17 protein-coding genes are annotated in these 23,729 nt (G+C 36.2%); 6 read left to right on the top strand and 11 right to left on the bottom strand.

Features of this window, described 5'->3' with window-relative positions; translation table 11 throughout:
* Positions 1-103 precede the first annotated feature (103 nt).
* The 3 genes from IKK64_05145 to rpiB all read left to right on the top strand — a co-directional run bounded on the left by IKK64_05145 (position 104) and on the right by rpiB (position 3,849).
* The gene (locus IKK64_05145; GenBank protein MBR4119448.1) at positions 104-2,539 is read left to right on the top strand and encodes an SLBB domain-containing protein; all 2,436 of its coding nucleotides are present in this window, start codon (positions 104-106) and stop codon (positions 2,537-2,539) included.
* A 94-nt stretch (positions 2,540-2,633) separates the two neighbouring features.
* On the top strand, positions 2,634-3,182 hold the full coding sequence (locus IKK64_05150) for a 30S ribosomal protein S16 (protein ID MBR4119449.1): 549 nt from the start codon (positions 2,634-2,636) through the stop codon (positions 3,180-3,182).
* A 217-nt stretch (positions 3,183-3,399) separates the two neighbouring features.
* On the top strand, positions 3,400-3,849 hold the full coding sequence (gene rpiB / locus IKK64_05155) for a ribose 5-phosphate isomerase B (GenBank protein ID MBR4119450.1): 450 nt from the start codon (positions 3,400-3,402) through the stop codon (positions 3,847-3,849).
* A 101-nt stretch (positions 3,850-3,950) separates the two neighbouring features.
* Here the strand turns inward: rpiB and IKK64_05160 are convergent, their stop codons facing one another.
* The 7 genes from IKK64_05160 to cysQ all read right to left on the bottom strand — a co-directional run bounded on the left by IKK64_05160 (position 3,951) and on the right by cysQ (position 11,866).
* Entirely contained in the window at positions 3,951-5,066 is a 1,116-nt protein-coding gene (locus IKK64_05160) for a sulfotransferase (protein MBR4119451.1), read from the bottom strand.
* A 13-nt stretch (positions 5,067-5,079) separates the two neighbouring features.
* Positions 5,080-6,747 (bottom strand): sulfate adenylyltransferase subunit CysN, encoded by a 1,668-nt coding sequence (gene cysN / locus IKK64_05165; GenBank protein ID MBR4119452.1) that lies wholly within the window; start codon positions 6,745-6,747, stop codon positions 5,080-5,082.
* Positions 6,748-6,771: 24 nt separating this feature from the next.
* Positions 6,772-7,680 carry a sulfate adenylyltransferase subunit CysD gene (gene cysD, locus IKK64_05170; protein ID MBR4119453.1) on the bottom strand — a complete coding sequence of 303 codons (909 nt, stop codon included), beginning with the start codon at positions 7,678-7,680 and terminating at the stop codon, positions 6,772-6,774.
* Between the two features lie 209 nt (positions 7,681-7,889).
* Positions 7,890-8,582, bottom strand: coding sequence for a hypothetical protein (locus IKK64_05175; protein ID MBR4119454.1), 693 nt, complete (start codon positions 8,580-8,582; stop codon positions 7,890-7,892).
* 9 nt (positions 8,583-8,591) lie between these two features.
* Complete coding sequence (gene cysC, locus IKK64_05180; protein ID MBR4119455.1) at positions 8,592-9,191, bottom strand: adenylyl-sulfate kinase; 600 nt, start codon at positions 9,189-9,191, stop codon at positions 8,592-8,594.
* Between the two features lie 24 nt (positions 9,192-9,215).
* Positions 9,216-11,051 carry an anion permease gene (locus tag IKK64_05185; GenBank protein ID MBR4119456.1) on the bottom strand — a complete coding sequence of 612 codons (1,836 nt, stop codon included), beginning with the start codon at positions 11,049-11,051 and terminating at the stop codon, positions 9,216-9,218.
* An 11-nt stretch (positions 11,052-11,062) separates the two neighbouring features.
* Entirely contained in the window at positions 11,063-11,866 is an 804-nt protein-coding gene (gene cysQ, locus IKK64_05190) for a 3'(2'),5'-bisphosphate nucleotidase CysQ (GenBank protein ID MBR4119457.1), read from the bottom strand.
* A 171-nt stretch (positions 11,867-12,037) separates the two neighbouring features.
* Here cysQ and IKK64_05195 point away from each other — a divergent pair, with 171 nt between their 5' ends.
* The 3 genes from IKK64_05195 to IKK64_05205 all read left to right on the top strand — a co-directional run bounded on the left by IKK64_05195 (position 12,038) and on the right by IKK64_05205 (position 16,678).
* The gene (locus tag IKK64_05195; GenBank protein MBR4119458.1) at positions 12,038-13,276 is read left to right on the top strand and encodes an insulinase family protein; all 1,239 of its coding nucleotides are present in this window, start codon (positions 12,038-12,040) and stop codon (positions 13,274-13,276) included.
* 166 nt (positions 13,277-13,442) lie between these two features.
* Positions 13,443-15,272: a DUF349 domain-containing protein gene (locus tag IKK64_05200; GenBank protein MBR4119459.1), complete on the top strand. Its 1,830-nt coding sequence runs from the start codon at positions 13,443-13,445 to the stop codon at positions 15,270-15,272.
* 20 nt (positions 15,273-15,292) lie between these two features.
* The gene (locus tag IKK64_05205; protein ID MBR4119460.1) at positions 15,293-16,678 is read left to right on the top strand and encodes an undecaprenyl-phosphate glucose phosphotransferase; all 1,386 of its coding nucleotides are present in this window, start codon (positions 15,293-15,295) and stop codon (positions 16,676-16,678) included.
* Between the two features lie 173 nt (positions 16,679-16,851).
* Here the strand turns inward: IKK64_05205 and IKK64_05210 are convergent, their stop codons facing one another.
* The 4 genes from IKK64_05210 to fmt form a co-directional block, all read right to left on the bottom strand.
* On the bottom strand, positions 16,852-18,228 hold the full coding sequence (locus tag IKK64_05210; protein MBR4119461.1) for a TolC family protein: 1,377 nt from the start codon (positions 18,226-18,228) through the stop codon (positions 16,852-16,854).
* Positions 18,216-21,344, bottom strand: a complete 3,129-nt coding sequence (locus IKK64_05215) for a multidrug efflux RND transporter permease subunit (protein MBR4119462.1) — start codon at positions 21,342-21,344, stop codon at positions 18,216-18,218. The genes IKK64_05210 and IKK64_05215 overlap by 13 nt, the downstream gene beginning before the upstream one ends.
* Positions 21,334-22,554 (bottom strand): efflux RND transporter periplasmic adaptor subunit, encoded by a 1,221-nt coding sequence (locus IKK64_05220; protein MBR4119463.1) that lies wholly within the window; start codon positions 22,552-22,554, stop codon positions 21,334-21,336. The genes IKK64_05215 and IKK64_05220 overlap by 11 nt, the downstream gene beginning before the upstream one ends.
* Before the next feature lie 202 nt (positions 22,555-22,756).
* The gene (fmt, locus tag IKK64_05225; GenBank protein MBR4119464.1) at positions 22,757-23,713 is read right to left on the bottom strand and encodes a methionyl-tRNA formyltransferase; all 957 of its coding nucleotides are present in this window, start codon (positions 23,711-23,713) and stop codon (positions 22,757-22,759) included.
* Positions 23,714-23,729: the final 16 nt, after the last annotated feature.

Here is a 23,729-nt window from a genome sequence, read left to right on the forward strand (position 1 = left end):
TGAGAATAAATCATTCTCAATACAATATAAGAGTATATTCCCACGTTATAATGTTACATATTGTAACATTTAGTAAAAAACAAATGAAATAAAATATCAAATTATGAGAAAGAAAATATTACTATTGTCGTTGTTGCTCATGTTTTTGTCTCTCCCTGCAATAGCTCAAACAATGTCGGATGAGGAGGTTTTGGAATATGTAAAAAGCGCAACAGAACGAGGAGAGTCTCAAAAGCAGATAGTAGCGGATTTAGCGGCAAAAGGAGTAACGCGAGCACAAGCCGAAAGAATCAAAGCAAAATATGATGAAACATCAATAAATACAAAAAGTGCAGTTGCGAAAAATCGAATGAGAAATAGCGATGAACTCTCTTCTCAAATGTTTGACGGAACTCAGAACAGTTTATTTCAAACAGGGTCAAATATAGAAGAAGAACAACCTGTAAAAGTAGAAGATTTATTTTTTGATACACAATCTATTGTTGGCGAGATATTTGGTCGCAGTATATTTAAAAACAGAAACTTAACATTTGCTCCACGTCAAAACATAGCAACACCTGATAACTACAAGTTAGGTCCTGGAGATGAGGTGATAATTGATATTTGGGGAGCAAGTCAGAATAGTATAAGAGAGAAAATATCCCCTGATGGATATATAGTTATTCAAAATTTAGGATTGGTATATCTTAACGGAAAAACCATAGAGGATGCAACATCGTATCTTAAAGAACAATTTGCTAAGATATATTCGGGAATTTCAGATGATGCCAACTCAAAGATAAGTGTATCGTTAGGACAAATCAGAACAATACAAGTGAATGTAATGGGTGAGGTAGAGACGCCCGGAACATACTCACTATCATCTTTATCTTCTGTATTTCACGCATTATATAGTGCGGGAGGAATAAATCATCGAGGAAGTTTGCGAAACATACAGATAGTACGTAATGGAAAGAAGATTGATTCGGTTGATATATACGAATATATCCTAAAAGGCAATGTAATAGGTGATTTGCGCCTACAAGATGGAGATGCCATAATAGTCCCAACATACGAGAATCTTGTCTCTATTGAAGGAAATGTAAAACGCCCTATGAATTATGAGATGAAGAGTGGCGAAACAGTTGCAGATTTGATTTCGTTCTCAGGCGATTTTATGGGAGATGCATACAAAGACCATATCACTTTAACTCGCAAGAGTAGTAAAGAGTATGAAGTATGTACCATAGATTCTGATGAATATGCAACTTTTGCTTTACAAGATGGAGATAAAGCTGAAGTAGGAGCAATAATTGATCGTTTAAAAAATAAATTGGAGATAAAGGGTGCTGTCTATCGTCCGGGAGTATATCAATATAGCGATAAGATAAAAACAGTAAAACAATTAATTGAAAAGGCAGATGGAATAATGGGAGATGCCTTTTTAGGAAGAGCAGTGATGCATCGTGAACACGAAGATTTAACATTAGAAGTAATACAAGTAGATGTAAAAGGAATATTAAATGGTTCGGTAGCAGATATTCAATTACAAAAAGGCGATGTGTTATACATACCCAGTATTTACGATCTTAAAGATTTAGGATCAATATCAGTATTTGGAGAGGTTGCACGTCCAGGAGAGTTTCCCTTTGCTGAAAATACAACAATAGAAGATATTATAATCCAAGCAGGAGGACTAAAAGAGTCTGCATCAACAGTGCGAGTAGATGTCTCTCGAAGAATAAAAAACAGTAGAGGAACAGAAGCAACAAAAGAGACAGCTGAGATGTTCTCATTTTCACTTAAGGAGGGATTTGTAATAGATGGAACTCCAGGATTTATATTAGAACCATACGACCAAGTATTTGTTAGAAAAAGTCCGGCATATAAAAGACAGATAAATGTGCAAATAAAAGGAGAGGTGTTGTACGAAGGAACATACTCCCTAACTCAACGTAATGAGCGATTAAGTGACCTTGTTAAGAAAGCAGGAGGAGTAATTGATGGAGCATATATTAAAGGAGCAAGATTACTTCGTAGAATAAACGATGATGAGAGAGTAAAGATGCAAAAGACTCTTGATCTCGTATCGCAAAATAGCGATTCTCTTGACGTGAAGAAATTGGAGTTAGGTAATGAATATTATGTAGGAATTGATTTAGAGAAAGCTCTAAATAACCCTGGAAGTAGTATTGATCTAGTATTAAGAGAGGGAGACGTTTTAGTCATACCAGAATTCAATAATACAGTAAGAATAAGTGGAGCAGTGTTATATCCCAATACAGTTGTATTCTCTGATAATAAAAAAGTTTCGCACTATGTTGAACAAGCAGGAGGATATGCTCCTAAGTCTAAAAAGAACAAGGCCTTTGTATTGTATATGAATGGTCAAATAGCAAGAGCAAAGAAGAGTAGTAAAAATGTAATCCAACCGGGATGTGAGGTTATTGTGCCAAACCGAGGAGGAGCAAGGTTTAACATAGCAAACATTATGGCATTTGCAACAAGTGCTGCATCGTTGGCAACAATGGTAGCAACAATTGCCAATATTACAAAGTAGGGTAATTCTTAGCGTAGGGTATTGTGTATTTGTGAAAAATATATTAATTTTGCATCGCTAAAAAATATAATAACCCTTTAAAAATTTAATTCAAATGGCAACAAAAATTAGATTGCAACGTCACGGACGCAAAGACGCTCCTTTTTATCACATTGTAATCGCCGATAGCAGGGCACCACGAGATGGTAAGTTTATTGAAAGGATAGGTTCATATAATCCGAACACTAATCCTGCTACAATAAATTTGAACTTCGACAGGGCTTTATATTGGTTACAAACAGGTGCGCAACCAACAGACACAACTCGTAACATTCTTTCAGCACAAGGAGTGCTTATGAAAAAACACCTTCTTGGTGGTGTTGCTAAGGGTGCGTTCACAGCAGAAGAGGCTGAGAAACGTTTTGAAGCTTGGGTGGCTAACAAACAAAAAGGAGTTGAGACATTCAAAGCACAATTAACAGCTGCAAAAGCAGAGGATGTAAAAAAACGTCTTGAGGCAGAAAAAGCAGTAAATGCTGCTAAAGCAGAAGAGGTATCTAAAAAACGTGCAGAGAAAGCAGCAGAATTAGCTGCAGCAGCAGCTGAGGCAGCAGCCGAGGCTACTGAAGAGGCTCCAGCAACAGAGGAGACTCCAGCAGAATAATAAATATCTCAACGAACAATAAAGCAATCATCTTTGATGGTTGCTTTTTTTTGTTTCTCAACTTTTTGCTTTTAATCGCCATAATAACTCTAATGGACTTAAATACTCTATCCTTCTCTACTATAAAATAAATTGTAATAAAATATGTAGTTTGCTATATAAACTCAAAAAAAAATGGTAACTTCGCAAAAAGAATAAAATTAAACAATATAATATTATGGCTATTTTAAAAGAAGGATTACCTGTTGGTTTAGCATGCGACCATGCAGGATTTGAGGCAAAAGAGGTAATTAAATCTCTATTATCGGAGATGGGAATAGAGTTTAAGGATTTTGGATGCTACTCAACAGAAAGTGTTGATTATCCAGATTTTGCACACCCATTAGCCTCAGCTGTTGAGTCTGGAGAGTGTTATCCTGGTTTTGCAGTATGTGGTAGTGGAAACGGAATTAATATGACGCTAAACAAACACCAAGGTATTCGTTCGGCATTGTGCTGGAGTGAGGAGATAGCATCATTGGCTCGTCAACATAACGATGCAAATGTATGTGTAATGCCTGGAAGATTTATACCTGAGGAGACAGTAAAAGCGATAGCAAAAATATTTTTAGATACAGAGTATGAGGGTGGACGTCACCAACGTCGCATTGATAAGATTCCTTTGTAATATCAATGGTTGTATATGAAAGTATAGAATTGCGTTCAATAGATTCTAAAAAAAACGACTACCATTCGGTAGTCGTTTTCTCTGTATAAAGGAGTCTATTGTTAATCCTTATTATCTAAGTTGTAGTTCCATTGTTTAAGAGCATATCCCCAATGCTTATCAACCAATTTAACAGTTTCAGGTTTGTATTTATAAGCGTTCTTTTTATGACCTTTTTTCTTACCAATGTATGCCTCAATAGCATCCTTAGCATCTTCCCAACCGCCAAGAGAAAGTTTCTCATATATCTCTTTAGTTTTACCAAAAGGATCTGCTTCAAAGTCTTCAAACCTAAGTTCTATAAGGTTTCCTTCGGGGATAAGACCTTTGTCTGCTTCGTAACGATTATACAATCTTGTGTAAGTCTCTAAAATATCTTTATCCAATTCCTCCATTGAGTAATCTTGTAATTTAAGAGGTTGAATAGTCTTGGAGAAGAAGTTACGAGTAGATTCTAAAACAGTGTATGGGTTACGAACCAAATATATGAATTTTGCATTTGGGAACATCTCCAATAAGAATTTAATTCTTCCAGTGTGAGGAGGATTCTTAGAAAGGTATCTTTTGCCCTTAGTATCCCAAACTGAAGTCTTAACCAAACGTTCGTAGCACTCTTTAAAAGATGCTTTCTCCTCATCAGTGATAGTTTCAAATAAAAGATATTTGCTTCTATACTCCTCGGTAGATTGAGGAAAAATCCAAAAGTTATAGAATGAGTATGGCGACATATTTGATAATGCAAACTCCTCTTCTTGAGGTTGGTCTGTACTCAATTCCATATTGTCTGCTTCGCGTTTTGCTGGCATAGCCAATGCCGCCATCTTTTTGAAGAACCATTTTATGGTAAACATCATAAAGGGGAAAACTGTTTGGTAAGTTGTAGTGAAACCAAACTGTTTATCACATGCAAAAACGTTGTGGACAAATGTTGTTCCGCTTCTCCAGTGCCCAATAATAAATAGGGGAGAGTCGTTAAGTTTTGTATTGCCTAATCTCTTTTTATACCTCCTGTTTTCAATAAAGTTTATTGAACTTAATATGCGACAAATAAGTTTAGTGAAACGATATTTAGCCTTGTATTTCTTGTCAACTCTTCTACCTTCGCATACTCCCTTAAAGGTCTTCCACGAAGCACCAACTAAAGTGTTTGCAGGAAGTTTTTGAAAATTAAATCCCATTCTCTTATTTTTCTTAAATTAAAGATTCAACATCAAGTGTAACATTGCCTTCTTTAGCATTGCAAACAATAACATCGTTATCAACCAATCCATTTATAACAATTACTGAGTAGCCTTGTTGTGCAACTTTCTTGGCAATAGCCATAGCGTCTTGTTTATTATCCACATCATTAGCGTTAATGACAATAGGCATAGCACCTATATCAAATAATCTGCGTTCAAGGGTATAAGTGAACTCGTTTAAGCACTCGCTGTTATCAGAGTTAACAACAAAAACTTTACCATCAACACCCGTAAGTTTCTTGCGGTCAGCAACTGAAACAAGAGAGTTTCCTGCTCTCATTGTCACTTTGTCCTCTTCGGTTATCTTAGAAGTAAGGTCTTTTTCGTCAACCTCGCCAATAATCATACCAACAGCCGAAGTGTTGTTTGTAATAGGATCTATGATAATAAATGAACCACAGTTTTTGTTTTTGGTATACGGATCAAAGAATATAGGTTCATTAGTAACAAAAACTGCTTTACCAATTTCATTTAACGATAGAGCATTGCAATCTGATTTCTCCATAGTGTTCACATCAACTTTGTAACGAATTTGGTCAATTCTTACGCGAGTTGTGTGTGTAGTTTGTTTGATGAAGTATTGTTGATCGGGATTCATACCCTTCTCATCCATCCATACCAACATAGCCTCAAAGTTTCGGCTAACAATAGGCTTGTTATTTGTATGAACAATCATCTCTCCACGAGAAATGTCAATCTCATCCTCAAGAGTGATAGTTACTGATTGAGGAGGAAATGCGTAATCAACCTCTCCTTCGTATGTGTGAATACCTTTAACTCTTGAAGTTTTACCCGAAGGAATAGCCATAACCTCATCTCCTTTGCGAACAACGCCTGATGCAACCTTTCCGCAGAAACCTCTAAAGTCGAGGTTAGGACGAAGAACATATTGAACTGGGTATCTGAAATCTTCAAAGTTATTATCGTTTGCAATCTCAACAGTCTCAAGGTAGTCAAGTAGAGGAATACCATCAAACCAAGGAGTATTCTCCGATTTGTTTACAACGTTATCTCCTTTAAGAGCCGATAGTGGGAAACATTTGACATCGGGAATATTCAAAGGAGCAATAAAGTCGGTATAATCTTTAACAATCTTGTCGAATACCTCTTTGCTGTAATCTACAAGGTCCATTTTGTTTACAGCCAATATAACGTGCTTAATACCCAAAAGCGACACTAAATATGAGTGGCGACGAGTTTGAGTAATAACACCGGTACGAGCATCAACCAATATAATTGCAAGGTTAGCAGTAGAACCTCCGGTAATCATATTGCGAGTATATTGCTCGTGTCCCGGAGTGTCTGCAATAATAAATTTACGTTTGTTGGTAGAGAAGTAACGATATGCAACGTCAATGGTAATACCTTGCTCACGTTCTGCCTTTAAACCATCCAACAAAAGTGCGTAGTCAATATTGTTTTCTCCGGCATTACCAACACGCTCACTATCTCTCTCAAGTGCATCTAATTGGTCTTCGTATAGTTTTTTACTATCAAAAAGAAGTTTACCAATAAGAGTTGATTTTCCATCATCAACTGAACCTGCGGTAAGAAGACGTAAAAGGTCTTTCTTTTCGTCTTGATCTAAAAACTCTTTAATATTTAATGTTTGATTCATCTTCTAAAAAAATTAAACAGGTTCTTAAAAATATCCTTCTCTCTTCTTTTGTTCCATACTTGCCTCTTGGTCAAAGTCGATAACGCGAGTAGTACGTTCTGATTTAGTTGTAATCATCATCTCCTCAACTATCTTTTCAATAGTGTCAGCCTCTGATTCAACTGCACCTGTTAATGGATAACAACCCAAAGTGCGGAAGCGAACCATCTTCATTTCTGCCTTTGCTCTCATCTCTTCTGGCATACGATCATCATCAGCCAAAATCAAGTTGCCGTCAACATTAACCACCGGACGCTCTTTTGCGTAATATAGAGGAACAATAGGAATGTTTTCTAATCTAATATATTGCCATATATCCAACTCTGTCCAGTTTGAGAGGGGGAATACCCTGATTGATTCTCCCTTTTGAACTTTAGCGTTGTATATATCCCAAAGTTCAGGACGTTGGTTTTTAGGATCCCATTTGTGGAAACGGTCACGGAACGAGAATATTCTCTCTTTTGCACGAGATTTCTCCTCATCCCTTCTTGCTCCACCAAAAGCAGCATCAAATTTATGTTTGTCAAGAGCCTGTAAAAGAGCCTGAGTTTTCATAACATCGGTGTGAACTTTACTTCCGTGAGTAAAAGGACCGATACCTGCTTCGTAAGCCTCTTTATTATACTCAACAATTAAATTCCAACCAAACTCTTTTGCATATTTATCGCGGAACTCAATCATCTCTTTAAATTTCCATTTAGAGTCGATGTGCATTAAAGGAAATGGAACACGACCGGGTGCAAAGGCTTTCTCTGCAAGGCGAACCATAACAGAAGAGTCTTTACCAATAGAGTATAGCATGACAGGGTTCTCAAACTCTGCGGCAACCTCTCTAATGATATGAATTGCTTCTGCCTCAAGTTCTTTTAAGTGACTTAAATTGTATTCTTTCATACTTAATAATAAATGTTTCAGAAATATTTTGAACCGCAAAGATACAAATAACTCCTCATATATTAAGCACTTTATATATATTTTATATATAAAAGGGGAATTATAGAGATAAAATGATACTCATAAGATGTAAAAATCTTATGTCCTTAATAAAAAATGGCGAAGTGCAGACTAAATGCACTTCGCCATTATGTTATCGTTTCCTCAAATTATTTTCTGCTCTTAACCGCAGCAACAGCAAGAATTACACCAAGGGCAACTCCCAATAGAGCGGCAAAGAGAACTCTCATCTCTTGCGGAAGTAGGAATGTAATTGTGTGTGCTGGATACCAAAAGAGAGGTATTGTCTTTTTAAAAACAAATCCCCATTGGACTTTCCAGTTTAGTTCACTTATGTACTTGCCAAAAGGAATGGGTGTAATAAGAGACTTTAAAGAACCTCCATTATTTAAAATATGAGTATCAGTAATCTTGTGAAAAGTCATAAATACAGGTGCAAAAATAGTATTCATTGCAACCGAAATTGCTAATGCAACCAATACTTTATTCAAGCATAACTCGCCAGCGAGCATCTTAGTGGCATTCTCCATACCAGCCAGCTCCATAAATACAGGTACACCAGTTGAGAATATAGTCATTGCCATGCCAATGCAAACACCTAAAACTCCCCAAATAACCATACGAGGTATAAGACCAAAAGTCTTAGTTATATATTTGCCGTTTGAAATTCTCATACCAATCATCTCTCCCATGGTAGAGAGTATGGCAAACTTCAAGAAGCTCATTATTATTGCGTGTTCCGAGTTGAATGTTTTGTACCATTCATAAACAGTATCACAAACAAAGAAGGGTAAAAACAGGGTAACAACAACAATAATAAATATTAAATCACTCTTTTTCATTGTCAATTATTATAATGTTATTCTCTCTTTGATGATATCTTTAAGTTTTGCTATGCACTCTTCAATAGTAAATTTTGAGGTATCAATCTCTGCAAAAGGATTTTCGGGAGCCTCAAAGGGAGCAGATATGCCTGTAAAATCTTTAATAATACCGGCCCTTGCTTTCTTGTACAGACCTTTTACATCGCGTTGTTCACAAACTTCAAGAGGGGTGCTTATAAACACTTCAAGAAAATCATTCTCGCCAATAATTTCACCAGCCATTTTTCTAACCTCATTTGTTGGGCTTATAAATGATGCTATTGTGATTATACCACTATCTGCAAAAAGTTTAGCAACTTCAGCAATACGGCGAATATTCTCTTTGCGATCCTCCTCAGAGAATCCAAGATTATTGTTGATGCCTGTTCTGATGTTGTCACCATCTAAAAGCCTGCACACATAACCTGCGTTGTGTAACTCTCTCTCAAGTGCTATGGCTAAAGTACTTTTACCTGAACCTGAGAGTCCGGTAAACCAAAGAACAACACCACGTTGTTTAAGAAGTTTTTCTCTATCTTCACGTTGAAGCATTCTGTCGAATATAGGATATATATTTTCAGTTGGCATAGTCAGTATTAATTAAAGTTGTTATTAAGGTAAATTAACGGGAATATTAGTTAAACTTCCCCAATAAATAAGGGGAACAAATATAGTTGTTATTATTAAGCATATAATACTCAAAGGAACACCAATTTTCATAAAGTCCATAAATTTGTATCCACCAATACTTTGAACAATAAGGTTGGTTTGATATCCAATAGGAGTAGAGAAGCTTGCCGATGCTGCCATACAAATGGTTATAAAGAATGGCATTGGGTCTATTCCTAAATTGTTAGCCATAGAGAGTGCTACGGGATATGCCAATGCGGCAGCAGCGTTATTTGTGATAAACTCTGTAATGATTGTTGTTACAAAATATAGAGTGGCAATCATACCAATAGGACCTAAACTACCTGAAATATTTATAAGAGTGCTTGCAATAGAGTCTGCTATACCAGAATTTTGCATAGCAGATGAGATGGCAAATGCCGATGCTATGGCTATCAGAACATCCCAGCTTACAAACTTTGTATATTTTTTTGCAGGGTAGAGTTTAAATAGAGTCATAGCAAAGAGAGCCAACGATGCAAAGAAGAACATATCCAACTTCATACCATTAAGGCGAGGTAGATACTCTCCGCATGTTGCGCCAACAACCATAAGAATCAAGATTATTAGAGCTGCCCATTTTCTGTTCTTCTTCATAGGAGCCTCATAATCACTTACGTCAGACATTAGGTGAAAAACGCTACTCTCTCCCCATGCACCAATAAATGAGTTGTCGGTTAAAAGCAGTAGGTCATCACCCTCCTCAAATTTAACATCTTCAAATCCTGAGGTTATAGTTTTTCCATCTTTTTTAATTGCTATAATAGCAGCGCCATAACGTCTTTGAAAGTTGAACTCTTTTAAAGTTTTTCTCAATCCCGGGAAACGAGGAGCAAGTACAACCTCAACAACTTTTTCCGCTTTTTTTATAAAGTCGGGGTCTGCATCTTTAATAGAGGTTAAGGTGATACCCTCTGTCTTTGTAAGGTTTTCAATATGTATGCTTCTTCCCGAGATCAAAAGAGTATCCCCTTCATTAAGAGTTATCTCTTTCTCTGATATGTCAATAAATTCGTTGTTTCTTTTAATGGCGGCAATATCGTTTTGGGCTAAAAGATTACTATGTCCATTTATTACAGTGCTACCAATGAATGGACTGTTTGTGTTAACGGCGAATTCAAAATAGAACTCTTTTGTCTCATTATCTTTGCTTTTGTTCGATATCTCTTTTTTATTGGGTAGCCATTTTTTAGATGTTGCAAAAATATATAATAAGCCAACGATAAGAGTTATAATTCCTATGTGAGATATCTCAAACATTTTCATTGCATATCCATCTTGATCCATCATACCGGCTACCACAAGGTTGGTTGATGTACCAATTAGAGTACAAGTACCTCCTAATATAGTTGCGTATGATAGGGGGATAAGAAATTTCTTAACAGGCATTTTATAGAACTCTGCCCATTTCTTTACGATAGGAGCAAAAATAACCACAATAGCCGTATTATTTAGCAGTGATGATAGAACAGCAACAATAGGCAACATTCTAACTTGTGTAGAAAAAACAGAACTCTTCTTTTGAGGAAGGATAAGTTTTATTAAGTAATCCAATGCCCCTGAACGTCTAACACCTTCGCTGACTAAGAATAGTATTGCAACGGTAATCATACCTTTGTTGCTGAATCCTTGAATCATCTCTTTGGGAGAGATAATACCAGAAGTCATAAATATAATAGCAACTAATAGAAGTGTAAGCCCTGGCCTCATTCTGTCTGTTGCTAATACTCCAAGCATTACAACAATAACACACAATACAAATATCGCTTCAAAACTCATAATCAAGAATCTTATTTTTTAATAATAAACCAAGGGTTTAACAGATTTTCTTTGTTGTATTTCAAAGGTGTAGATTCATCAGTAAGTGTACAACAAAGTCCCATTGAACGAGCAATAGCATCGCCGGCGGCAGTATCCCATTCCATCGTGGGAGCAAAGCGAGGATAAACATCGGCACTACCTTCGCATACAAGACAAATTTTAATAGAACTACCCACCGATACCATCTCCAAGTTAGGGTATTGCTCCTTTTTTTTGTTAATAAACTCTTCAGTCTCAGGAGATAGGTGAGAGCGAGATGCAACTACTCTAAACTCTCTCTCTTGCGAGTAGCAAGGCATTGGCATACTTGCTTTGATTAGCGGACCAATACCTTTATAGTTTTCAATGGTAAAATCTTCAATTTTGAAAGCTCCTTCTCCCTTTGCACCAAAATATAGAGTCTTTTTAACGGGAATATAGATAACTCCTAAAATAGGAGTGCCGTTTTTTACTAAAGCAATATTTACGGTAAACTCTCCGTTGCGTTTAATAAACTCTTTAGTACCATCAAGAGGGTCAACAATCCAAAGCGAGTCCCACTCTTTCCTTTCGTTATAGGGGTTGTTCTTAATCTCTTCGCTAAGAATTGGCAGACATGATGAGTTTAACTCTTTGCAGATAACCTCATTCGACATTTTGTCTGCAATAGTCAAAGGTGAGTTGTCTGCTTTAATCTCAATATTGAAATCAGAGTTCTCATCGTTATATATTTTTAGAATCTCTTCTCCAGCCAATAGGGCTGCTTTTACAGCCAAATCCAAATAAATTTTCATCGTTAAATAATTATAATTATAGGGTGCAAGCCAAAAACAAACATACTCCCCATAAAATGCAAAAATATAAAAAATATGCAAAAAAAGAAGATAAAATCCTCAAAAAACAATATTTGTGATAGCATATTGTAAAAATAAGATATATTTGTAGTTCAGTATAAATAGAGAAAGATGATAGACCTGAATAGATATACTCTAAAAAATGGATTGCGTATAGTTCATCACTACGATTCTGATACTAAGATAGTAGTGGTAAATATGCTATATAAGGTAGGTGCAAAAAATGACACTCATGGTAAAACCGGATATGCACATCTTCTTGAACATCTTATGTTTGAGGGAACAACTAAGGTCCCTAATTTTGATGAAGTGTTACAAAAGGTAGGGGGCGAGAATAACGCTTACACCACTCAGGATATAACAAATTACTACGAGATATTGCCATATCAAAATGCAGAGACTGCATTTTGGTTAGAGAGTGACAGAATGGTTAATCTTTGTTTAACAGAAGAGAATTTATCTGTGCAACGCCACGTGGTTGCTGAGGAGTTTAAACAGAGAGTCTTAAATCGCGATTATGCCGATGCTTCTGCAATATATCGTAAGGTGGCATATAAAAAACATCCATACAGAATAATCACAATAGGAGAGAAGTTGTCGCATATATACGATGCTAAATTGAGTGATGTAAAAGATTATTATCAAAGATATTATGCACCCAATAATGCAATACTATCGGTTGTTGGTAATATAACATTCTCAGAGTGTATAAGGTTGGCAGAGAAGTGGTTTGGAAATATTGAATCACAACCGCTTGACGCAATACCATTGCCACAAGAGCCTTCTCAACGAAAGGCACGAATAAAGAGAGTCTATCGCAATGTCCCCTCATCGAACATATATAAGGTTTATCACATGGTATCTCGCCAGCATAAAGATTATCCCTGTTTCGATTTAATATCAGATATTCTATCTACCGGTAAATCATCGCGATTAAACCATGAGCTGGTACAAAACAAAAAGATATTCTCTATGGTAGATGCTGCCATAACTGGCAATGTGGAGCCCGGATTGTTGGTTGTTGTGGGGCGTCTTGCACCCGGGATAAATATTGAGGAGGCTGATAAGGTACTGTCCGCTGAGATTGCAAAATTGAGTAGCGAGGAGGTAACAAAACGTGAACTTGAGAAAGTTGTAAATAAATTTGAATCAAACTTCCTCTTTGAGAACATAGGAGCATGTGAGTTGGCGGCAAACATTGCCTATTACGAAATGTTAGATAGTGACATAAATGAAGAGGTGGATAAGTATCGTAAAGTAACACCCCAACAAATTATAGAGGTGGCAAAAAACTATCTAATACCAAGTAATAGCACTACGTTATATTATCAAGCAGAAGAGAAAGTTTAGGATAAGTCCCTAAAAAAATATTATTTAAAAATAGAAACATTTGTTTTAAAAGAAAAATTTAATACATTTGTATATTGTAAACATACCGAGTGAAAAAGAGTTATAATCGGTATAAATAAAATTATTGTGGATGGGGAGTCTTTGGACTCCATAAACTTGTATAACTATGACAGAATTAAATGATTCAGTATTGAAGGAGAATGAAATTGCAGAAGTAGAGAGTGTAAGTGTAGTTGTTTCAGAGCAAGAGGCAATGGTTGCCCAATGCGAAGAGATACAAAAGGAGGAGTTGTCGCTACCCGCCACAAGAATAGAAGTAGTAGAACAGATAGAACGAGCAATAGAACGAGATGTTGCTGAAGTAAAGGGAGAGGTAGAGCAACTAAAACAGCACTATTATAAACTACGTATGCAAGAGTATGAGGTTGCACGTGCAGAGTATGAATCAACCCAAACTGATGAAGAAGAGAAGACTCCATTTATTGTGCCGGCAGATGAGCTTGAAGAGCGTTTGAAGGTAGCAATACAAAATTATAAAGAGAAAAAAGCAAAATATCTTGCAGAGCAGGAGCAACAACGCCAAGCCAATTTAACACAAAAACAAGCGGTGTTGGATGAAATGTCGCAATTAATTGCCGATGCAGACAATGTAAACAAACGTTATTCAGAGTTTCAACAACTACAACAAAAGTTCAAAAGCATTACCGATATTCCCGCAACTGCGGTAACTCAAATTTGGAAAACATACCAACTCTATGTTGAGCAATTTTACGATATGCTGAAAATTAACAAAGAGTTACGCGATTATGATTTCAAAAAGAATCTTGAGCAAAAAACAGCATTGTGCGAGGCTGCCGAGAAATTATCTGAAGAGAAAGATGTAGTAGTTGCATTTAAAGCTCTTCAAAGATTGCATGATGAGTGGCGTGAGATAGGACCAGTAGACAGGGAGTTACGCGAATCAATATGGCAAAGATTCAAAGATGCCTCAACAGATGTGAACAGACGTCACCAGCAACACTTTGAGAATATAAAAGCGAGAGAGAAAGAGGCAGAAGAGGCAAAAACAGCTGTGTGTGAAAAAGCTGAGGCTGTAGATTTTGAAGCGCTTACCTCATTCTCGGCATGGGAAGAGAAGACAAAAGAGATTTTGAATCTGCAAGCAGAATGGAAAACATTAGGATTTGCTTCACACAAAATAAATACACAACTATTTGAGCGTTTCCGCAAAGCATGTGATAACTTTTTTACAAAGAAATCGGAATATTACAAAGAGGTAAAAGATACATTTACTTCAAACTTAGAGGCAAAACAAAGATTGTGTGAAAAAGCCGAAGCCTTAAAAGATAGCGCTGAATGGCAAAAGACAACAGAGAAGATGATTGCCTTACAAAAAGAGTGGAAAAAAATTGGAGCAGTACCACGTAAATACTCTGACTCTATATGGAAACGTTTTGTGTCGGCATGCGATTACTTCTTTGCACAAAAGGCGGAAGCTATGAAACAACAAAACGAAGAGGAGGCAAAGAATCTTGAAGCAAAACGAGCAATATTAGAGAAACTTAAAGCTTTTGACGAGTCATTAGAAACCTCTGTGGCAGAAGCCGAGTTACGTTCAATAATTGTAGAGTGGAATGCAATAGGATTTGTTCCATTCAAAGAAAAAGATAAATTAAACAAAGCCTTTAAATCAGAACTTGATAAACAGTTTAATCGTTTAAATATAAAGAACAAGAGTGCAAGATTATCGGCATATGAAACATCAATAAAAGGAGGTAATAGCAATAAACTATATAGTGAGCGAGAAAAGCTACTAAGAACATACGAACGTATAAAAACAGAGAAGCAGACACTTCAAAATAATATCGGATTTTTAAGTATCTCTTCAAAACAAGGGAATGTATTCATAAAAGAGATTGAACGCAAGATTAAGAAACTCGATGAAGATATGGAGTTGATAATTGCAAAGATTGAGTTGATTGACAAAAATATTTAAGGATTTAAGAGATTCAGAAAATGGGAAATAAAGGGAAAGGCAGATTAGTAAAATGGATAATAGTTTTAGGTGACTTTATATGTATAAATTTATCTTTTCTATTAAGTTATCTTATACTGCCTGAAGTAGTTATTAATTCATTTGATTGGAGAATAGGGTGGATGTTACTTAATGTATCGTATATGCTTGTTGTGTATGCGTTTAGCGATGTGTATAACGAGCGTATAACCCATATTGACCTTCTTCTATCAAAAACTCTAAAATCATTAGTAGTATTTGTTCTTATATTTTTATCGCTCTCAATGTTTTTTAATATTGAGGTAGGAACAAAAGTACAACTATTCTATTTTGTGTCGTTTTTCCTATTTTTGAATAGTTGGTGGTTTGCGGCAAATAAAATAATACGATACTATCGTAAACGGGGATATAACTTTAAAAGAATAGTAATAGTAGGAGCAAGGCAAACAGGTCAGATTCTGCATAAGGAGTTGCAATCTAATGCAGGATACGGATATAAATTTTTGGGATTCTTTGATAGTGTAAAACCTCAGGACGCCAAAATAGAAGCACTATACCGAGGAGATATTTCTGAGGTAGAAAACTTCTGTATCGAAAACAAAGTTGATGAACTCTATTGTGCATTACCAAGTGTTGAAGATGCAGATATAATAAATATGTTGCAGATGTCTGAGCGTAATACTATTCGATTCTTTATTGTACCTGAGGTGCGCCGTTTTATGACACGAACATTAAGTTTTGGAATGATTGGAGCAGTGCCATTATTGTCGGTGCGGGAGGAGCCATTACAACGCTGGTCGGCACGATTTATAAAACGTTCAATGGATATTCTAATATCTGGAATAGTAATACTTTTTTCTCCATTTTGGTATTTGCCTATTGCAATTGCTGTTAAGAAATCATCTCCGGGACCGGTCTTGTTCCGCCAAAAACGAACAGGATATATGGGACGTGATTTTGACTGTCTTAAGTTCCGTACAATGAAGATAAACAAAGATAGCGATACAAAACAAGCTGAGCGAGGAGATAGCAGAATAACCAAAGTGGGAGCATTTTTGCGTAAAACCAGTCTTGATGAGTTTCCTCAATTCTTCAATGTCTTTATGGGTGATATGTCGTTAGTTGGACCACGTCCGCATATGTTAAAGCACACAGAGGATTACTCAAAACTCATTGATAAATATATGGTTCGCCACTTTATAAAACCAGGAATAACAGGATGGGCTCAAGTTAACGGTTATCGTGGCGAAACAAAAACTCTTCAGCAGATGGAGAAACGAGTAGAGTATGACGTATGGTATCTCGAACATTGGAATATATTCCTTGATATAAAGATATTGATACTGACATTCTTTGGTATATTCAAAGGAGACGATAATGCGTTTTAAGTTATCCCTCCCCCTAAAAAAAAGAATATAAGTAAAAGGGAGAGAATCTCTTATAATTGAGATCTCTCCCTTTTGAGTTGCTTTCAACTCTAAGGTTAAGTTATGAACCTATATATGCTGCGTGGAGCAGAGTAGTCTGTTTTTATTCAACCCTCTTCTTCCCTCGTCTCTTTTTATTGGTTGTTTATTACTCCGCCTCCCAATGATTTATATAGGTCAATAAGAGCCAGAAATTGATCTCTTATTGCATTACTATGATTTATTTCGGCATTAAAGTAACTACGTTGAGCATCAAGTACATCAAGATAGTTGATATGTCCGTTAATATGCTGAACTTGAGCCAATTTTACATATTTGTCTGAAGAGTGTTTCAAACTCTCCATTAAGTGGCAATTTTCAACAGCGGCAGTATAAGAGTTTACAGCATCATTAACTTCTCTAAAAGCAAGAATAACTCTTTTCTCATATTCAAAACGTTTAATATCGTATGCCTCTAATGCCGCTTCATATCTTGCTTTCTGCTTTCCCATATTGAATAGAGGAGCAGTTAACTCGCCAATCAAATAGGTAATAGGCGATTTAATGAATTTTTTGAAACCATCATTCTCAAAACCAACATCAAACCCAAAAACAAATTTAGGAAATCTTTCAGCCCATTTATAACCAGCATTAGCCATTGCTGCCTGCAGAGCCTGTTCAGCCTCTCTGATATCAGGACGACGTTTAATTAACTCCGAAGGAATACCAATTTGCAGAGCAATATCAGGCATAATGATAGAGTGAATATTAGACCTCTTTATGTCAGTTGGCATTGAGCCACATAAAAAAGATATTTCATTCTCTTTCTCTTTAATCTTTTTATAAAGGTTAGGAATCATTGCCGCAGTTTTAGCATACTCAACCTGAGCCTGTTGATATGGAATTTCTGAAGTCAACCCGCCTTTAAATCTTATTTTTGCTTGTTCAACGTTCTCCTCTCTTGTGTCAAGAGTATTTTGAACAATTAAAAGTTCCCTGTCCAGTCCAACCAACTCAAAGTAAGATGAAGCAACTTCGGCAATTAAGCAAACCTGCAAAGCCTGTTTTGCCTCAATAGTTTTCAGGTAATTTGCTTTTGCTTCTTTATTGCTCCATCTCAATCTGCCAAACAAATCAATCTCCCATGAAAAAGATAGTTTAGCACCAACCTCAATATCTGTATCTTTCCCAGCACCATTATAATTTAATGTTTCGCGGTCGGCGTAAGCATTAACATCAATTGATGGTACTAAATCGGCTCTTTTTACCTTGTGTAGTCGTTCAAACTCTCTAATCCTTGCTTCGGCAACAAGAATATCTTTATTGTACACCAATGTTTTATTAATTAAGTCAATAAGAAGAGAATCTTTTATAATCTCTTTCCACGAAATATCAGCAATAGATGTTGAATCTTGAGGTAAATCTTTTACAATCTGTTCAGGCAATTCAATTTGAGGCTCTTTACAATGTTTTGAAACACCGCAACCAATAAGAGTAAAAGCACAAACAATAGTTATAATTATCTTCTGCATTGTCTAAATTTTTTATTTTTCAAATAATCTTTTACCTTATATATCCAAACAAAGAAGAATGGAACTAAAACAATACCAATAGACATTGCTATTATCATACCAAAGAATACCCCAACACCAATACTTTGTCTGCTTGCTGAGCCTGGACCAGTAGCAAGGACAAGAGGAATCATCCCTAAAACAAATGTAAGAGAGGTCATGATAATTGGCTTAAATCTCTTGACTGAGGCGTTAATAGCGGCATCTACAATGCCAATGCCTTTATCAACCTGTTCTTTTGCAAATTCTACTATTAGTATAGCATTTTTAGCCGCTAAACCAATCAGCATAACCAAACCAATCTGGAAATATATATTATTTTCCAATCCAAAAATAGCAATGCCAAAGAATGCTCCAACACAAGCAATAGGAAGAGATAGAAGTACAGCAATCGGAACAGTCCAACTTTCATAAAGAGCTGCCAAGAACAAAAATACAAAGAGTAGGGCTAATAATAATACATAACCGGTTTGTCCGCTCTGTTCCTTCTCCTGATATGAAAGACCGCTCCATTCAATACCAATATTTTTATTAACCTTATCTCTGACAATCTTTTCTAAACTCGCCATTGCTTGTCCCGAACTATAACCCGGTGCTGCCTCACCGGTAATTGATGCGGCATAGTACATATTAAATCTTTTAATAGTACCGTGTCCTGTAGTATAAGAAGATGAGCCTAACGATGTAACAGGAATCATCTCTCCACCATTGCCTCTAACAAAGTATAGGTTCATGTTGCTTTGATTTGCTCTAAAAGGCGCATCAGCCTGAAGGTAAACTCTGTAAACCCTATTAAATAGATTAAAGTCGTTTACATACACCGAGCCGGTGAAAGCTTTCACTGTTGTAAAAATATCGGCAACTGATACTCCCATAAGTTTAGCCATATCCCTATCAACATCAATATATAGTTGAGGAATTTCATTTTGAATAGAAGAACTTACTCTTGAAAGTTCTTTTTGCTTAGATGCATAGAAAAGAATTGTATCAGTCGCACTCTTTAACTCATCGTAAGTTGTATTTCCTTTTGCTTCAATAATCATCTCAAATCCACCAGAAGAGCCAATACCAGGAATAGCAGGAGGAGAACTTATTAGAACAATGGCTTCGGGATATTTATTTAGGTGATTTCTGACACTATCCATAAAAACAGATAAGTTCTTGTTCTCTCTCTCCCCCCATTGTTTCATTACCACAGTCAGTTGGCTTCTCGATTGGTTAGTCCCATGTCTTGGGCTTGAACCAGTAACATTCATAACGTGGAGAACATCAGGCAAAGAATTTAAATATTCAATAGCTCTGTCGGTAACAACTCTTGTTCGCTCAAGCGAAGCACCTTCTGGCAGCTCAAGTTCAACGGTAAAATAACCTTGATCCTCTTGAGGAATGAAACTTTGAGGAACAAACATCATCATAATTATTATAATTACAATGGAGATACCAAAGAATATAAAAACTCTTTTAGAATTATTTAGCCATTTGTTTATAATATTCTTATACCAACGATTACCACTATCCAGGGCATTATTAATAGCCCTGAAAACTTTGTTCTTTTTTTGCGGATTATCAATATCCTCCTTTTTTAGAACCATTGCACACATAGCGGGGCTTAAGGTAAGGGCAACAATTGTTGATATAATAACCGAAACGGCAATGGTAATAGTAAATTGTCTATATAGAATACCTGATATACCGGGTAAAAAACTAACAGGAATAAATACGGCACATAAAACCAAAGAGGTTGCTATTAAAGCCCCACCTAAATTTTTCATAGCCTTTTTTGTTGCTTCGTATGGCGAAAGATTCTCCTCCCTAATATGTCTATCAACATTCTCAACAACAACAATAGCATCATCAACAACAATACCGATAGACAAAACAAGTCCAAGCAAAGTTAATGTGTTAAGAGTAAAATCAAATATGAGCATAACTCCAAAAGTTCCTATTAAAGAGATTGGAACAGCAACAGCAGGAATTAATGTAGAGCGCCAATTTTGAAGAGATAAGAATACAACCAAAATCACTAACAGAAGAGCTTCAAATAGAGTTTTATAAACCTCTCTGATTGATTGGCTGATGTACTCAGTCATATCAAAAGGAATGTCATAAGTAATACCTTCGGGGAAACTTTTGCTTATCTCCTCCATCTTCTCTTTTACTCTTTTTGATACCTCCATAGCATTCATACCAGGTAGCATCTTTATCTCCAATACAGCAGCATTCTCTCCGTTGATACCGCTTTCGGTGTTATACGATTGAGCCTCCAAATCAATTTTGGCAACATCTCTCAATCTCAATATTGAGCCATCTTTATTTGTTTTTATAACAATGTTCTCAAATTCGTTTACTGTTGATAAGCGACCTTGTGCAACAATAGGAATTGTAATATCATTACCTACTATGGGTTGTTGTCCTAACACTCCGGCGGCAGACTCTCTGTTCTGTTCTTTAATAGCCTTTTGAATATCTTGAACCGTTAAGCCAAGTGCTGCCAAATTTGCTGGTCTCACCTTTATTTGCATAGCGTAGTATCTGCTACCAATATTTGAAACCTGACCTACACCATTAACACGTCTTAGTTGGTCTAAAACATTTAATGTGGCATAATTGCTCAAATATATCTCATCAAAATTTGGATTGGTTGATTTTAGAGTTATGGTCATCAACTTGCTCGAAGCCTGTTTTTCAATAGAAATACCATTTTGAATAACCTCAAGAGGTAATCTGGCTTCAGCTCCTTTAACTCTATTTTGTACCTCAACAGCCGCTAAGTCGGCATTGCTGTCAATATTAAAAGTAAGAGTAGCAGAGAAAGTACCGGTATTTGTACTTTGCGACTCCATATATATCATGCCGGGAGTACCATTTAAGGTTTGCTCAATAGGGGTAGCAACGGCTTGGGATACAGTTTCGGCACTTGCTCCGGGATATGATGCCGACACCTTAACAACAGGAGGAACAATTTGAGGATATTGGTCAACAGGAAGCATCCATAAGCCAATAACACCAATTATCAAAATCAGAATTGATATGACCATCGAAAAAATCGGACGGTCAATAAAAAAATCACTTTTCATTGTTGTCCGATTTAATCAAATTAACACGCATTCCGTGACTTAGTTTATGATACCCCTCAACAATAATCATCTCATTGCCGCCCAATCCTCTACTTACAACAACTCTGTTTTTTACTTCTGGTCCTAACTCAATAAAGCGTTTTTCCACAATAGAGTCTTTTCTTGCAACAAAAACGTAAGCAGCACCCTTTTCAATAATTAAAGCCTTTGTTGGAACAACCACAGCATTTTCATGTACGTCCATAAGAAGTTTGACCTTTGTTAACTGACCGGGCAAAAGTATATGGTCTGGATTAGGCATTTGTGCTCTTACTGAAAAAGTACCGGTGTTGGGGTCAACTTGAGGATCTGCAAAATCAACAAGACCATGTATTGGATACTCTGTATCATCGGCTAAGGTAATAGTAATATATGGATTCCAGTTTCGTTCTTCAATAGTTTTACCGAGATTAACATTTCGTTCCTTGCTTTTTAAGTAATCCAATCCGGTCATACTGAAATTTACTTCAACAGTATCACTGTTAACCATTGTAGCAAGTAGTGATTTTCCGCCTGGCCCCACTAATGTGCCAATATCAGCAGAGCTTTCGCTAATGTATCCCGAAATTGGAGAACGAACTTCAGTGTAACTTAACGCAATCTCTGCTTGAGTCAAGTCTGCTTTACTCATAATAACTTCAGCCTTTGCCGCCTCATATGCGGCAATAGCATTATCTAAATCCAACTGACTGGCAGCATTTTGCTCATAAAGAGGCTTAATACGTTTATAATCCTGCTCTGCTTTTAGTTCAAGTGCTTGGTTTTTGTTTAGTTGGGCTTTAGCCTTTTCAACTTTAGCACTATATACTTGTGGGTCAATAGCAAAAAGAATATCATTCTTCTTAACATAACCACCCTCTTCAAAAAACATCTTTTCTAAATAACCCTCAACCCTTGCTCTAATCTCTACATGTTGTTTAGCCTTAATTTTACCGGCATATTCAACGTAAATCTCAACATTTTCCTTGCTTACAGGTTCCGCTAAAACAGTGGGATATTGAGGAGGTAATGGCTTGGGCCAATATATCCAAACAAAAACTCCTATAAGAATTATAAGAATACCAATAAGAATATAAATATATTTACGAGGTGTATTTTTTAGTTTATAAAATATATCTTTAAAAAATTTCAAGCATTTTGAAATCTTACCGGTAGGAATATCTATTTGCATATTAAATCTATTAATTATATGGAAACTATTTTATACTAAGCAAAAGTATAATTTATAGAGCAAATTCTTTTTATGGCAAATGTTAATTTTAACAAAAAACCTATCTGATAACTAAAATTTAATATTGTATATAAAAAAAATCGCCCAAATACTTTTAAGTATAGACGATTATTTTTTATAAAAAAAGAATATTTACCACTTGTTAAACAAACTTGCAAAATTCATTAAATGAGTACCCTCTAAGTAACTCTTCTACTGTTAAACGTTTCTTTCCCGGAAGTTGAAGAGATGAAATTCTTAATGCACCATCACCGCAATATACCTCAATGAAATGTTTGCCATCTGTTTTGATGGTACCGGCATCTCCGCAACCGGTAGTAATATCAACACTGAAAATCTTAACAGCCAAAGGCTCTTCTCCATTGCCCAAATCCAACGCACCCCAAGCGGTAGGATAGGGCGAAAGTCCTCTAACTTTATTGCGAATCTTTTCAGCACTCTCGCTCCAATCAATTTTACAATCGTTCTTGAAAATCTTAGGAGCAGCCTTCAGCTCAATATCCATAGGTTGCTCTTTTGTAGTAATGTTACCCTCTGCAATAGCATCAACGGTTTTACAAACCATATCAGCCCCAACATACATAAGGTTGTCGTGTAGAGTTCCTGCGCAATCGTCATCACCAATAGCAACACTCTCTTGCATAATAATATTGCCAGTATCAATCTCATGAGTTAGAAAGAAAGTTGTAACACCACTCTCTTTATCTCCATTCATAATAGCCCAGTTAATAGGAGCAGCACCTCTATATTGAGGAAGTAATGATGCGTGTAGATTAAAAGTACCCATAGGTGGCATATTCCAAACGCTCTCGGGTAACATTCTGAAAGCAACTACAATTTGCAAATCGGCATTAAGGGATGCAAGTTCTGCAAGGAACCCTTCATCTTTAAGCCTTTCGGGTTGCATAATGTAAAGACCTTTACTCAAGGCATACTCTTTAACGGCAGAGTATTTAATCTTTTGTCCTCTTCCGGCAGGTTTGTCAGGCATAGTAACAACACCCACAACATTATAACCACCCTCAACAAGTTTTTTCAGACTCTCCACAGCAAAATCGGGAGTGCCCATATAAACAATTCTTATATCTTTACTATTCATTGTCTTAAACTAAAAT

It is taken from the genome of Bacteroidales bacterium (assembly GCA_017521245.1).
Lineage (GTDB): Bacteria > Bacteroidota > Bacteroidia > Bacteroidales > G3-4614 > Caccoplasma_A.

Coding starts and splice junctions, on each gene's coding strand:
- IKK64_05145 (MBR4119448.1), top strand. CDS start 104: ATGAGAAAGAAAATATTACTATTGTCGTTGTTGCTCATGTTTTTGTCT.
- IKK64_05150 (MBR4119449.1), top strand. CDS start 2,634: ATGGCAACAAAAATTAGATTGCAACGTCACGGACGCAAAGACGCTCCT.
- rpiB (MBR4119450.1), top strand. CDS start 3,400: ATGGCTATTTTAAAAGAAGGATTACCTGTTGGTTTAGCATGCGACCAT.
- IKK64_05160 (MBR4119451.1), bottom strand. CDS start 5,066: ATGGGATTTAATTTTCAAAAACTTCCTGCAAACACTTTAGTTGGTGCT.
- cysN (MBR4119452.1), bottom strand. CDS start 6,747: ATGAATCAAACATTAAATATTAAAGAGTTTTTAGATCAAGACGAAAAG.
- cysD (MBR4119453.1), bottom strand. CDS start 7,680: ATGAAAGAATACAATTTAAGTCACTTAAAAGAACTTGAGGCAGAAGCA.
- IKK64_05175 (MBR4119454.1), bottom strand. CDS start 8,582: ATGAAAAAGAGTGATTTAATATTTATTATTGTTGTTGTTACCCTGTTT.
- cysC (MBR4119455.1), bottom strand. CDS start 9,191: ATGCCAACTGAAAATATATATCCTATATTCGACAGAATGCTTCAACGT.
- IKK64_05185 (MBR4119456.1), bottom strand. CDS start 11,051: ATGAGTTTTGAAGCGATATTTGTATTGTGTGTTATTGTTGTAATGCTT.
- cysQ (MBR4119457.1), bottom strand. CDS start 11,866: ATGAAAATTTATTTGGATTTGGCTGTAAAAGCAGCCCTATTGGCTGGA.
- IKK64_05195 (MBR4119458.1), top strand. CDS start 12,038: ATGATAGACCTGAATAGATATACTCTAAAAAATGGATTGCGTATAGTT.
- IKK64_05200 (MBR4119459.1), top strand. CDS start 13,443: ATGACAGAATTAAATGATTCAGTATTGAAGGAGAATGAAATTGCAGAA.
- IKK64_05205 (MBR4119460.1), top strand. CDS start 15,293: ATGGGAAATAAAGGGAAAGGCAGATTAGTAAAATGGATAATAGTTTTA.
- IKK64_05210 (MBR4119461.1), bottom strand. CDS start 18,228: ATGCAGAAGATAATTATAACTATTGTTTGTGCTTTTACTCTTATTGGT.
- IKK64_05215 (MBR4119462.1), bottom strand. CDS start 21,344: ATGAAAAGTGATTTTTTTATTGACCGTCCGATTTTTTCGATGGTCATA.
- IKK64_05220 (MBR4119463.1), bottom strand. CDS start 22,554: ATGCAAATAGATATTCCTACCGGTAAGATTTCAAAATGCTTGAAATTT.
- fmt (MBR4119464.1), bottom strand. CDS start 23,713: ATGAATAGTAAAGATATAAGAATTGTTTATATGGGCACTCCCGATTTT.